The organism is Paenibacillus sp. ISL-20 (assembly GCF_018613005.1).
In the GTDB taxonomy this organism is placed as follows: domain Bacteria; phylum Bacillota; class Bacilli; order Paenibacillales; family Paenibacillaceae; genus Paenibacillus_AQ.
The window spans coordinates 101,335-115,214 of record NZ_JAGGRD010000070.1; the positions used below are offsets into that span (position 1 = coordinate 101,335).

At 51.5% G+C, this 13,880-nt stretch carries 8 protein-coding genes; 2 read left to right on the forward strand and 6 right to left on the reverse strand.

The window, feature by feature from the left end:
• Positions 1–193 precede the first annotated feature (193 nt).
• A complete protein-coding gene (locus tag J7E85_RS34440) occupies positions 194–403 on the reverse strand; it encodes a hypothetical protein (RefSeq protein WP_251036203.1) in 210 nt (69 codons plus the stop codon).
• Between J7E85_RS34440 and J7E85_RS32250 the strand changes: the two genes are divergently transcribed.
• Positions 335–661 carry a L,D-transpeptidase gene (locus J7E85_RS32250; protein WP_353049607.1) on the forward strand — a complete coding sequence of 109 codons (327 nt, stop codon included), beginning with the start codon at positions 335–337 and terminating at the stop codon, positions 659–661. The genes J7E85_RS34440 and J7E85_RS32250 overlap by 69 nt on opposite strands.
• A 179-nt stretch (positions 662–840) precedes the next feature.
• Complete coding sequence (locus J7E85_RS32255) at positions 841–1,002, forward strand: hypothetical protein (protein WP_215164047.1); 162 nt, start codon at positions 841–843, stop codon at positions 1,000–1,002.
• Positions 1,003–1,208: 206 nt separating this feature from the next.
• On the opposite strand, the gene J7E85_RS32260 is transcribed toward J7E85_RS32255, so the two are convergent.
• From J7E85_RS32260 to J7E85_RS32280, 5 genes are read right to left on the reverse strand one after another with little or no spacing between them, the layout of a single operon-like run.
• Entirely contained in the window at positions 1,209–3,944 is a 2,736-nt protein-coding gene (locus J7E85_RS32260) for an alpha-mannosidase (RefSeq protein ID WP_215164048.1), read from the reverse strand.
• A gap of 21 nt (positions 3,945–3,965) precedes the next feature.
• The gene (locus J7E85_RS32265) at positions 3,966–7,103 is read right to left on the reverse strand and encodes a beta-galactosidase (protein WP_215164049.1); all 3,138 of its coding nucleotides are present in this window, start codon (positions 7,101–7,103) and stop codon (positions 3,966–3,968) included.
• Complete coding sequence (locus J7E85_RS32270) at positions 7,100–8,419, reverse strand: glycoside hydrolase family 125 protein (protein ID WP_098742788.1); 1,320 nt, start codon at positions 8,417–8,419, stop codon at positions 7,100–7,102. Before J7E85_RS32270 ends, J7E85_RS32265 begins: the two co-directional genes overlap by 4 nt.
• Before the next feature lie 20 nt (positions 8,420–8,439).
• A complete protein-coding gene (locus J7E85_RS32275) occupies positions 8,440–11,553 on the reverse strand; it encodes an alpha-mannosidase (RefSeq protein WP_215164050.1) in 3,114 nt (1,037 codons plus the stop codon).
• 3 nt (positions 11,554–11,556) lie between these two features.
• Positions 11,557–13,854, reverse strand: a complete 2,298-nt coding sequence (locus tag J7E85_RS32280; RefSeq protein WP_215164051.1) for a glycoside hydrolase family 3 N-terminal domain-containing protein — start codon at positions 13,852–13,854, stop codon at positions 11,557–11,559.
• Positions 13,855–13,880: the final 26 nt, after the last annotated feature.

Here is a 13,880-nt window from a genome sequence, read left to right on the forward strand (position 1 = left end):
CCCAAATCACGATCCCATATTAGATAGAATGTCCCCTCTGCAACCTTATCTCTTTCTTTGAAAACAACTTGTTCTATTTTTCGCCTTATGCACATTTCCGTCAACATTCGCGAATTGCCGCATATATATGGGGGAGAACGAAAAGAGGTGATCGGACATCATTAAGGGCATCAGCCGCATACTGGTCTTCACCTTACTGCTGGTTTTCTTCCTCCCTGCCGTATCCCAAGGCGCTTCCGGACAGAAGCTGGACAGTAAGTACACCAAGTACGCACAGTTTATCGTCATTGATAAATCCACCAACAAACTGACGTATTATGAAAAAGGCAAGGTCATTAAGACGTTTCCTGTCGCTACAGGCAAAAAAACCTCCTATACGCCGGAAGGCCTGTTCAGAATTCACGAAAAAGTGAAGAACAGACCTTACTACAAGGAAGGCATCAAGGGAGGAGACCCGCGCAATCCACTTGGGGACCGCTGGCTCGGCATTAATGTGAAAGTGAACGGTAGAGTTAGCTACGCGTACGCCATACATGGAAACAACAACGCAAACTCGATCGGCAAGTACGTGTCGGCAGGTTGTATACGGATGCATAATAAAGACGTACGCTGGCTTTACGACAAGGTGAAAATGAGTACCCCCGTCCTCATCCAAAAATAAGAGCGCAAAAAGCCAAACACATTCATGTGTCTGGCTTTTTTAAATTGGACGTTTAGGAACCATACTCCGCTCCATTCCTCAGGTTCATTCCAATTCTTTGAATACCAGGTATGTAACCATCTTGTATAGGATAACTTATCATTATATTTGTTATCAACCATCTAAGGGGGGAGTTTACCATGGACATCCATTCGGAGGAATATAAAATTGCCTCACTCAATGAGAATGAAGGTACCTTGAAAGCAATTGAAGACGCTGAGACCAAGATTGCCGAGCTTACAGGCAAAGATATCACCCTGATTGCTTACGAGAAAGACCAAAACCAAGGGAAAAATCAATAATTAAGCCGAGTACAATAAAGAGCTGCCCTCCAGCCGTCCGCAAAGACCTAGGGAGAGCAGCCTTTTCATTATATATATTTCAGAGCGTTCAGGAATCTGCCTGTCATTAGGCAAGACAGTAAAGCCCGATCCCTGTAATTTCGGAATCGGGCTTTGCTGGACCGGGATGTACAACAACATTCCCAGCACTATATCATAATAAATGCTTACTTGACCGAAACTTTAACTCCCAGTGTTACGATTTCGTGAGGCTTAACCGGCTGCGTGAAGTTTCCATCGCCATCAAAGCTTTGAACCGCTCCCTCTACTTCCAGAATAGAGCTCTTATACACACCCTGGGAAGGTAGAGAAGATTTCAGCTTCAGCTCTGTGTCCGTGCCTGCCATATTGAACCAGCGCAGCATCAGATCCCCGTTCTTCGGATTCACTTTCAGGGAAGAGAACGCAAGTTCTTCATGGCTCCATTCAAACGGTGCGGAAGTCGATGCGACAGCGCCGGTATGAACACCGGTCTGTGCAACCGTCCATGGGATTTGGAACTGGTAAGCCTCGGCGTATGCACCTGACTTCATGCCGTCGCCCTGATGTGGAATGACCTCCATACGTACCGTATGCACGCCGATGCACTGAGCTTCAGGCGTAGGGAAGTACCCCCAGTCACCGAGCTCGCCTACGGAACGAAGCAATGTAACAGCGATGGTATTCCGGCCGTCACGCAGGACTTCATATTCATTTAAGCCCTGGTTAGCTACTGTCAATCCTGCAGTAGCTGTCGAGACATCAACGAATGCCTGTTGATGAGCCGTATAGCTTGGATTCTCCCATTCGGCAGCAGGTTCATTATCCCGCGTTGCCACTTCAAACATGGAATCCACGTTATGGGACGATGCCTGCAGATCCGTTGGGAACAATGCACGCACCCGATGATCCTTCGCTTGATTATCCATTGTCGCTTCGATCTCCACGCCTTTACCGCTGCGGTTCAGACTGATTACGGTACGAATGCGCATTGGCACCATTTCGCTCGATCTTTGCGCTTTGCGGTTCGGATAATAGATGAGCTCATGCTGCTCTTCATCCAGCTTGCTGTCCGCCATAGCCGGAATGGACCAGTTATGAACGATTTCAATGGATGCGCGGTAAGGCGTATCTTCCAGAACCGAAATTTGGGCAGTTTGACCCTTCGTGGTCAATGCCGCTTCGCCATCCGGCTGTTTGTACATATATTCATTACCGATATCTCCGGTATTTTCATAGACGCCCAGATCCCGGTATACTTGTCCGTTCATTTTATCCGTCAAGGAGAAGGAACCATCCTCAGCGATCTCAATCTTGATCAGCTCATTCTCCATCACATTGGCCTTGCTAATTAAGGATGCTACCTCGGCAGGCTTCACTTCGCTCTTCACCCAAGCATAAGTAGTCAAGCCCATTGCTGGGATCGCGTTTGCCTCGAAGGTAAGTCTCACACGACGGCACATATACGGCTGACGGAAACGGTCGTCCGGCAGATCGTATCCGAACTGAAGACCCAGATCCTCAACGGTGCAAGGTACAGCTTGGCCTTGAGCGTTAACCAGCACACGGCCGGACAAGTCGATCTCCTTCATCCGGCGGCTGGTTTCCTCCAAAGAGTAACCTTCCCGGAAATAAAGGCGTTTTGCATCCAGCTCGATGCTGACCGTACCGCTGCGGCTCCATCCCGTCGTATTGAATACAACAAGCGGCAGTGGATCGGATCCCCATTGTTCGAAGGCAGTCGTGTCAACCGCATCGGCAATGACGCGAACACTGTCGTCCACGATATTTTCAGCCACGTGTGCGCTTTTCTCAAAGCGGGTCACCATCTCGCGGTGAACTTCGTCCACGCTGCAGCCGCAGATGCTGTCATGCGGATGATTCTGCATCAGCGTCTTCCACGCATAGGTGAACAGATGATGCGGATACTCCTTGCCGAGCAGGCTGGCGTAGGATGCAAGCGGTTCGGCCACTTTTTCCAGCAAGGTCTGGCCGCGCTGGTTCATCTGCTTCAGGTATACGCGTGCCGAAGCGGTATTCACAAGCGTACCCCATCCATCGGTACGCTGGCTGCGCAGCTCTCCTTTTACGGAGGAAAGATCTTGCGGCAGCTTCTTCCGAACGGTTGTCAGGTAATCGTCAAAATTGGAGTGAATGAACTCCGTATCCGGATACAGCTTCTTCGCTGTACGGATGCCTTCCGGAAGATCGGTCTGTATCGGCTGATGGTCACACCCGTTCATATAGAGCAGTTCTGGTGTGGAAGCATACTTCTCGGCATCCGCCAGCTTGCGGTCCCAGAATGCCTTCGCTTCTGCTTCATCAACGGGAACCTCGTTACCGTTACTGTACCAGTTGGCAAACAGGATGCCCAGCACCTTTGAGCCGTCCGGACCTTCCCACATCAGCTCTGAGAATGAAGACTCATAGCCGCTGTCGGAGACGGTATTGTTAAAGCCCGTTGGCTTTACGCCCCTGCCGAAGAAGGCATTATCAATGCCGGATTGCAGCATCAACTGCGGAATTTGGCCTGTAAGTCCAAATGTATCCGGGAAATAACCGATTTTGGCAACCGTGCCATATCGCTCGGCATCCTGGTGTCCTATCTGCATATTTCTCACGTTAGCTTCACTGCTCGTCAGGTAGGCATCCTGCAGAATGTACCATGGACCGATAATGATGCGTCCGTCCGTGATCAGCTTCTCAAGCTGCTCTTTCTTCTCAGGTCTTACCTGCAAATAATCTTCGATAATAATCGTCTGGCCATCGAGGAAAAAGCTGCGGTATTCCGAGTCCTTCTCCATCGTCTCAAGCAAGCTGTCCATGAGCTCGATCAGCCGCACATGGTGCTTTTCATACGGTAAATACCACTCGCGGTCCCAGTGAGTATGCGAAATAATATGTGCTTTTCTGGATTGATCCATCTCTGCTTAGTCCCCCTTATGTTAGCCCTTCGATACTGTGATTTCGACCTCATCCGGACGGTACACCGATAACAGGTCACCGCTTGCATCCACTGCAAACAAGATCGAACGATCCGCTTCCAGCACGAATGAATAGATGAGTCCTGTGGAAGGATCCTTCACCTCAACATTCGTATCCCACGATTGCTCTGAGCCGAATACGAAGAGTGCTCCTTCTTCAAACGTTACCTTGCGTCCATATACGCCGGAATGTTCTCCGCCTTGATTCCAGATCAGCCCTGTGTCGGCAGCAGATAGCTCCAATGCATACCGATATAGAGCCGAAATGGTGTCGATTCGATCATTCAATTCAACAGGAAGTGGGCTCCAGAGAAGACGTCCTGCCCCAAGCTTCACGTCCACGATGGAATCGCCAGCCATATCGGCCGGTTTCGCCCCGCTGCCTGTCTGAATTTCTTTGCTCAGCTCAGCAATCTTCCGATGCCCATACGATGTAGACCATGTACGGTCCCCAATGCGCAAACTTTCTTCCCGGCGCACATTCGCCAGATTCCGCTCGCCCAGTTCCTCTGTCATTCGATCGACTTGATGCCAATATGCATCCAGACCAATCGGACCCGTCAGAAGCAATGTAGCTCCCGTTTCCTTCACGATATCCATCAACTCAGCAAATGCCCGGTCATCGACATTGTGCGCGCTCGGCAGAATGATGAATTTCACCGGATGGTTACGCAGCGAGCTTAAGTCATACTCCCCGACAGCACGGAATGGCACGTTCAGCTCGTAAGCAAGCGCACGTGTAGCCTTGGTCGTTGCTTCAAAAGCAAGCTTCCGGTTCGAGAAATCGTTCGAATAAGGGAAAATGACCGCGGTTTCTTCCAGCTTCCGGCCTTTAAACATGTCCCGGATGTCTTCCATGAAGGCACCGAAATCATACGACACATCCGCTTCCGGTTTCTCCGTGCCGTCAGCGCGGACAGCTCCGATATGCGATTCATTGGCATTATCCATGTAGAAATTCGTGTTCCAGATCCAATGAATGGCTCCAGCGCCTCCTGTGGAGAAGGCGTAAGCATACTTGCGCTCCAGCAGATTCCGAAGCTCGGCTTCGCTTCGCTTCGCCCGGCCATCCGGTGTCTCCACGTACATGATGCCTGTTTCCTGAATCAGGTTCGGTTTATCCGGCGTTTTGGCAAATATGCCATCCCAGATCAAATAGTCGTTGAACCACCAGGAGTGAACCGTCGTATAGTCTACGGCTTCGGCATAGAAGAACGGAGATGGACGCTGTGCCCCAAGCGCCTCGTCCTGTCCAACGGTAACCATATGATCCGGGCATACCTCTTTGATATCGTCATATAATTCCTTGGCCCAGCGGTTATGCATGTCCATCGAGAACAGTACATAATCGAGCCATTGTGTGCCTTTTTTCCCTTGATGCATGTCTTGAACATCAAAATTAATGACTTGAGGTTCCGGCGGAACCACGGAGTCAAAACCCGGCAGCTGATCCGCTGTCATATTCCAACGTTCCTGCAGTCGCTCAATCGAACCATGACGCTTTTTCAGCCATTCGATATAAGCTTGTTTCTCGAACGGATCCTTCGCGGAACGCGGGCCGTCCGAGAAAATCTGCGGCGGATCGAACATGGATGGCTCATTAATCAGATCCCAGTCCACATTCTTCGTATCTTTATGTCTACTAATGATGGAACGTATGAAACGCTTCTGAGCTTCCACGCTTCGCGGATCGAGGTAAGGATTTTGGCCTTCCCAAGTCTCCGGCGTGAAGGAGAAGAACGTGAATGTTACCTGCAAATCATGCTTCTTCGCCGTTAACAGGAAGGCGTCAATCGAACGCAAAACCTCTTCGGATGCATGCCCGTCCACCTGCATAATATTGCGGTATGCGGTCCAGATCCCGGTACGAATCCAATTGATGCCCGCATTGCGCATTTGCGCCATATCGCGATCCCACACATCCGTATTCGGAAGGAATAGGAACTTACGCGCTACATCGGACGTCATGTAAGTCATCCCGACAACAGGCAGTGGGCGACCATCCTTGATGAAGTAATCCCGATTGCAGGTTACAGGCGTACCCGCCTGCAAAAGCTCGGAATCCGCTCCCCAGAACCCTTGTCTCAGCCTGCGGATTTCTCCATCCGGCCCTTCGGCTTCACACACCACCCGATAAGACCCCGGCTTGATATCCAGCATAACCGGAATGCGCTGTACATGAAATTGTCCGGTCACATCCACCTTCACGGAATGATTCCATGATAAGGATTCATCTTGGTCGTGTTGGACGGAGATGCGGAACGTCCAGCTCTGCGGCTCTTGTTCGGAAAGTTTCCGGCCAAGCCGTTGTGCCTGCAGGGTCAGGATCGCACGCTCGCCAGACTCGTAGGTCGCATAATTCGGCTTGATCCACAGCTCGGTAATCCCCTTCGCACAGAATGCCGCCCAGCTGCGCACCTCTTCGCCTCCATCCTGTTCCCAGAATGAAGCAGAGAGAGGCTGATTCACAAACAGCCAGCGTCCGCCCAAGAATGGCCCGCCGACATTTTCCCACAGAACGACAGGAGCCGCGACTTCTCTTCCCTTCGCTGTGCTCCCCTTAAGGAGCGGATAAATCCGCGTATCCATCGGCCCGGCCGATCCCATCTGATGCGGCAAATCACTGCTTTTGGTGACATGTGGAACCAGGTTCCACGTATCGTTTATGGATAACCGCTCCCGGCTGCTCTCCATAAGGGGAATAACGTCACTGGAAGTCAAATGGTCGACGCGTCCGCTGTCCACTGACAGCACTTCATGTATGTGGAGCTGCTGATGGTATGCCGTCTGTTCGTGCTCCACCACCCAAGCGCCATCCTCCATGCGGACAGGACGCTTGAAAGGTGCGCCGCCAATGCTGACCAAGCCGCCGCCATTTCTCAGAAAGTCCAGGATCGCTCTCCAGGCGCTTTTCGGGAAGTAAGGCGCATGCAAATTGACAAAGCTTGCGCCCTGTCCTCCTGCAGATTCCAGTGCTTCAGCCAAATTCTCAGCGCGGCAAACGACGAATGCATTCAGAGCCGCCGCGCTAGCCGGCAAACCGGCAGCTTCTGCTGCCGGAAAGGACGGATCATAAAATACAATCAGACGCCCGCTCATAGAATCCCTGCTTTCATCGCCTGATACACCAATTGCGAGAAGAGGCTGTTGGACCAGGCAAACCAAGATCTGGTGAAAACTTTCGGATCGTCGGCATGGAAGCCTTCATGCATAAATCCGGTATCGGCATCGGTTGCTTCCAGCAATGCAATCATCTGCAGCTTCTCTTCTGCCGTCTGTGCTGTAATTCCCTGCATCGACAAGGCCATATGCCAGATATAATCCGGCGGCGTATGCGGACTGCCGATTCCTTTGGCAACAGCGCCTTCGTAGTAGAAAGGATTTTCTTTGCTGAGTGCAAACCGTCTGGTGTTTTGGTAGATCGGATCATCTGCAGAGCAATACCCCAGATAAGGAATGGACATCAATCCAGGTGTTCCCGCATCATCCATCAAGCAGTAATTTCCGTAACCGTCTGTTTCATAAGCGTAAATCGGTCCAAACTCCGGATGACGATAAATGCCGTACAACTGAATTCCGTGATCCACGTCAGCTTCGAGTCGTTTCAGTTCATCCAGCAGCTTCATATCCCGGAATACCCATTCCGCGAATTCCTGCATTTGACGCAGGGCGACAACAGCGAACATGTTGCCTGGAATATTGTAGTGAAAATCGCAAGCGTCATCACTTGAACGGAAGCCGGACCAGATCATGCCCGTATAATTCACCGGCATGCCGAGCCCGTTATTGCGCAAGGAATCCGTTGGAATTCCGTTATCCCGTGTGAAACGGTAAGGCGATTTCTCGAAATGGTATTGTTCCGTTTTAAACAGCTCAATAATCTTAATCATAGCCGACTTGAAGTTGGCGTCAAACACATCCGTAAGGCCGGTTTCCTTCCAGTACAGGTAGGCCAAGCGAACAGAGAAGCATAGCGAATCAATCTCAAATTTGCGCTCCCACACCCATGGGGACATTTCAGTTTCGTCGGTTGTGTTCCAATGCCAATCATTCGCCGATTCATTAAAGGCATTGGCATAAGGATCGATATGAATATATTGAAAATGGCGTTTGATCAATCCGCTTAAAATCCGCTGCAGCTGCAGATCATTCTTCGCAAACGGAATGTAATGGATCACCTGTTCTACCGAGTCGCGCAGCCACATGGCCGGGATATCACCGGTAATCACAAATGTTGTGCCATCCTCCATCAGTTTGGTTGTTGTCTCCAGCGTGTTCGGGAAACAGTTCTTGAACAGCTGAAGCAGTTTGGGACGGTGCGCAAGCTTTTCTTCAGCCTCTTGCAGAACTGCCTGAATCGATTGCGGCAGCTCAAGCTCCGGCATTGGTATTTTGGGGAGTCTGAATTGTTCCATGGTTGTTCTGGCTCCTTTAATTAAGTATGATGTGTAGTCAATTTGATGGTTTTGATCTCATACGGCATGAATCGAAGGGTTAATCTTCCTTCTGCGGTATCCAGTTGTTCGAGTTCTTCTTCCAAGGCGTTGGATAAATGGACGCTTTCATAAGGATAAGGCCAGCTCAGTGCTGCATTATCTCTGCCTCCCGCAGATTCGTACATCCGAAGGATATACCCTGAACCGTCTTCTGCGGGTTTGACCGTATCCAGGATTACATGATGGCTCTCGAACGGAATAAATGAATGAACAGCAGGCCGAGTACCCTGATTCGAACTTGTTCTTACGCAAGGAAGCTCATGATTGAGCTCGGCAGCTTTACGGACGATTCCGGCACTTCTCCAGTCTCCGTTATGCGGGTATAAGGAATACGTGAACTCATGCTCACCCAAGTCTGCCGTGGCATCGGGCCATTTCGGTGCGCGCAGCAGGGATAACCGGATCGTGCTGTCCTGAATGTCATACCCGTACTTGCAGTCGTTGATGAGGCTGACGCCGTATCCATGCTCCGACACATCCGCGAAACGGTGGCCACAGACTTCATATTGCGCCTGTTCCCAGCTTGTATTGCGATGGGTCGGTCTCTCGATGGCCCCGAACGGAATCTCATACGTAGCCTTATCGGCAACGACCCCGATTGGGAAGCCGACTTTCAGCAGTTTGTGTGATTCGTTCCAGCTGACTTGCGTCTTGAAGTCGATCCGCCGGTCATGATGATAAAAAATCATGTCCTGCATAATCTCCGAGTTATGGATACGCCAGCGGAAACGCAGCACATCCTGTACCTCACCCGCTTGCACGAGTTTCTTCTCGATCAGCTCCGCCTCTCCGGCTAATTGCTCCTCGTAACGGGTATCGATGTCCCATGCGTCCCACAGCGTCGGACGGTCATGGAAGAAGTGGAAGCGGTTTGCGGCTTCGCCCGGCTTGACCACTTCCCGATGAGCCTCTTTAACCCACAGGCTCGTGATTTCCCCGCGCTCATTAAAGCTGACCTTATAATAATCCGTTTCCCAGGAATCTGCGAACACTGTAGTAGAATTCTCCGCCACCGCCTTGTTTCCTGCCAAAGGCTTCAACCAAATGGTCTTGTATCCCAAAGCTGGGATGCCTTGAACATGAACATTCAAATGGTGAGAAGTTTTACTGTTTCCTTCTGTTCGCGCATCGTACAGCAGCAGCGTTCCATCTGAATCATACGGCGCAAGGCCCTGCTCTGCTTCAATCGAAATGACGGCATCTCTGCTCCATCCAAGTCCGTTAAAGACGACATACGGAATACCTTCCCCTTCTGTATCGGCCTGATCCGCCAATACCTGAAGCCCAAGACGGAGGCTATGATTTCCTTTTTGGAACACCTCTGCGTATTCCTTCTCAGAGGTGACGTAAGACTCCGTAATGGCAGAGCCCGGGATAATATCATGAAATTGATTCAGCAAAATTAACTTCCAGCCGTCATGCAGCTCGCTCATAATCGCCTGCCGCTGCTCATTGCTCATCGACGAAAATGCCACCGAATTCCATAACTCCGCCTCGCGGTACAGGATTTCCGCTTTCCGGTTATGACGCTTGTTCCGCGCATGCGTTGTATAGGTGCCGCGATGAAGCTCGAGGTACAAATCCCCGCGCCACTGAGGCAGCTTCGGCTGTGCATCCTCAATCCCGCCGAAAAACTCGGAAGCTGTGCTATACTTGCTGGCCGGTTGACCGACCATAAGTTCGGCACGGTCGAGATATTCCAACATTTCGCGGGTTACGCCGCCTCCGCCGTCACCGTGTCCATACAGCAGCATCTGCTCCGGATGAACGGCTCTTTGGCGGTATGACTGCCAATGCTCGTGAACATCTTTGGGCAGCGTGTTCTCGTTCACGCCATGATTGAGATAGGATAACATCGGTGTTCCATCGATCCCAACCCAATGGAACAGGTCATAAGGAAACACATTCGTATCGTTCCAGCCAAGCTTCGTTGTCATGAAATAACGAATGCCGCCATGCTTCAAGATCTGAGGCAGCGATGCACAATATCCGAATGTATCCGGCAGCCATTCAATATGAGATGTCCGGCCAAACTCTTCTTGATAGAAGCCTTGCCCGTATAGCAATTGACGCATGAAGGACTCCCCGCTCGGAATGTTCAGGTCCGGTTCGACCCACATCCCGCCGACAAGCTCCCAGCGTCCTTCCTTGATTCTAGCCTTCACTCTCTCGTACAGCTCAGGATCATGATCCTTCAGGAATTGGTATAGCAAAGGCTGGCTCTGCGCGTACTTAAATTCGGGATAGTCATTCATCAGCGCATCCATGGTGGAGAAGGTCCGGCTTGTTTTACGTACGGTTTCCCGGACGGGCCACAGCCAAGCGATGTCAATATGCGATTGACCCACCATAAACTCCGTGCCTTCAGCATGGCCGCCAATGGCAGTAACGCTCCGTTTCAGATCATGCTCAATCCCGGTTACCTGAGCGCCGTCCCGGATGGCGGCGTCATCCAGGCTGACAAAGCGGTCCATCGCCTGATACAGCGCCTCCATTAAGCGGATGCGCCGCATATCGCTATCCGGCAACAGGATAAGTGAATCCCGAATCACGGTCGCGGTGTACATCAGGCTCTGAACGGACACGTTCACCTTGACAAGCAAGCTTTGCACCTTAGTAATCGGAGGCTGAATGACAGCCTGCTGATTCAGCGGGTCCACCGGCTCCGGAATCGGATCGTATAACTCGATCTCAAGCTCCATATTCAAGCCGGTGCGTTTCGGATCAAGCTTGACGAAGGTATGATTACGATCCAAACCCTGATAAGATACTCCGTTTATGCGCAGTAAGCCCTCGCCCCCGGAGTGGAACACAAGTCCGATTGCTCCGTCCACCCAGTGCGTGGGCCATTCAAGGTTCCTCCGAAAGAAATAGGTTGTCCCCTGTGTGCTCGGGAATCGGTTGAAGTCTTGTCCTTCCGTATAAGGGGCTTTATCTTCATACACGCCCGGAACCATGTACGTAGCTTGGGTAATGTTCCACTCTCCAAGCTCTACTGACTCGAGCCACTGCCGCTCCGAAAGTTCGCGTATAAAACGTCGAATGCGTTCCATTCCTTAACCCTCCTGTACAGTCAGATCTGCACTCAGCGTATCGTTCACATGTCTGCCAACCATGATACGGAACAAGCCAGGTTCAACCACTTGCTTGTAATTTTGACCGATATATTGAAGCTGTTCCGCACCGATGGTAAATTCCACCTTGCTCCGCTCTCCAGGCTGCAGAGAGATTTTGCGGAAGCCCTTCAGCTCACGGGCCGGTCTCGTATATTTGCTGGCCACATCGCTCACATACAATTGTACAACCTCGGATCCTTCCCTGTCGCCACTGTTTGTAACATTCACGGAGACAACAGCCGTTTCGCCCGTTCTGATCACTTCTGGGGTAATTTGAATATCCGAATAACTGAACTCGGTATAGCTGAGCCCGTATCCGAACGGATAACGCGGCTGGGAATCCTCTTCGAGGTAACGCTTACCGCGCGACCGCTTGCCGTTATAGTAAACCGGAAGCTGTCCGACATGCTTCGGTATCGACATCGTCAGTTTACCGGACGGATTCACATCGCCGAACAAAATGTCCGCTACCGCATGTCCGCCCTCCTGTCCCGGATACCATGCTTTCAGGATGGCATCCGCATGCTCGTCGATCCACGGCTCCGCAATGGGCCGACCGTTGATATACACCACAATCATCCGCTTGCCAAGCTTATGAATCTCCTGGGCCAACTCCAATTGAACGCCGGATAACTGCAGCGTCATCCGGTCGATGCCCTCACCGCAATCCATGTCACTTAAAGCGTCGTCTGTAACCTTCGATGCCCCTGTTCGCAAATCGATCGTGCCTTCGCCAAAGTCGCGTGCGCTGGAACCACCCAGTACCATGACCACGGTATCGGCCTGATCCGCACAAGCTAGTGCGAATTCAAAGCCTTCCCTGGAGTCATCCTTAATGCGGCAGCCCGGTGCATATAATACACGTTCAGCTTCATCCTCCAGTTTCGCGCGGATTCCACCCAGTACGGTGGTCACACTTGCCGGCGGCTGCGGAGACGTATAATCTCCAAGCTGATTGTATCCTTGATCGGCGTTAGGTCCAATGACGGCAATCACGCCGCTTTCGTTGGATAACGGCAGCGCCTGGCCTTCATTCTTGAGGAGGACGATACCTTCCGCCGCAAGCTGTCTGGCAAGTTCGACATGCTGCTGGCTGCCGATAACTTCCTCCGCTACCTGCGGATCCACGTAAGGCTTCTCGAATAATCCGAGCTTGAACTTCAAGGTCAATACTCGGCGAACGGCCTCATCCAGTACGGCAATCTCAAGCTTGTTTAACTCGATCGCGTTCAGGAGATGCTTGCCGAACATCTCGCCTGACATCTCCATATCGATACCGGCACGAAGCGCCTCAACAGCGGCATCCATTCCGTCTTCAGCAGTATCATGGCCGCTGGTCAGCATATCGATGGCACCGCAGTCGGTAATTACCATGCCGTCAAAACCCCACTCCTTGCGGAGAATGCCGTCAAGGAGCTCGGTATTAACGGTGCAAGGCACACCGTCAATTTCATTATAGGCCGGCATAATGGATGCAGCTCCTGCCTCCACGGCTTTCTTGAAAGGCAGCATATCCACTTCCATCAATTCACGTGTTCCCATATGCACGGGACCCGCATTTCTCCCGCCTTCGGAACTCCCATAACCCACAAAATGCTTCAATGTCGCAGCAACACTGTTCGGGCTGTCCAATGAATCGCCTTGAAGGCCTTCAACCGATGCGACCGCATATTCGCTGATCAGGTACGGATCTTCGCCGAAGCATTCCTCGGTACGGCCCCATCTTGGATCGCGCACAACGTCGAGGACCGGGGAATAGGTGACGGCACCGCCTTGGCTGCGCGTTTCGAGCGCCACGGCACGGCACATATCCCGGTACAAATCCACGTTCCATGTGCTTCCAATGGACAGCGGGACCGGGAAAACCGTGCCGCCGATGGCCATGTGCCCATGCGAGCATTCCTCCCCGATCAGAATCGGAATACCCAGACGTGATTCCTCAATGGCGTACCGCTGGATGTGATTGACGGCTTCTGCTCCTTCACGCGGAGAAAGACCGGTCTCAAGTGTTACACCGGTCCATGGATCGGCGCGCAGGGTCCCGTAAAGGGATCCGACGCCGCCATTTTTCACTTGCTCTTTAAATGAATCCGTTAATGTAATCCGACCTTTATTCACTTCATAGGTCTTCCAGCCGAACGGCTGAATCAGCTGCCCAACCTTTTCCTTCAGGTTCATCAGGCCAAGAAGATGTTCCACTCTTTCCGTAATGGGTTTACTGGAATCTTTATAAGTCATCTCATACCCTCCGGTACATGAAGAAT

Coding starts and splice junctions, on each gene's coding strand:
- J7E85_RS32255 (WP_215164047.1), top strand. CDS start 841: ATGGACATCCATTCGGAGGAATATAAAATTGCCTCACTCAATGAGAAT.
- J7E85_RS32260 (WP_215164048.1), bottom strand. CDS start 3,944: ATGGATCAATCCAGAAAAGCACATATTATTTCGCATACTCACTGGGAC.
- J7E85_RS32265 (WP_215164049.1), bottom strand. CDS start 7,103: ATGAGCGGGCGTCTGATTGTATTTTATGATCCGTCCTTTCCGGCAGCA.
- J7E85_RS32270 (WP_098742788.1), bottom strand. CDS start 8,419: ATGGAACAATTCAGACTCCCCAAAATACCAATGCCGGAGCTTGAGCTG.
- J7E85_RS32275 (WP_215164050.1), bottom strand. CDS start 11,553: ATGGAACGCATTCGACGTTTTATACGCGAACTTTCGGAGCGGCAGTGG.
- J7E85_RS32280 (WP_215164051.1), bottom strand. CDS start 13,854: ATGACTTATAAAGATTCCAGTAAACCCATTACGGAAAGAGTGGAACAT.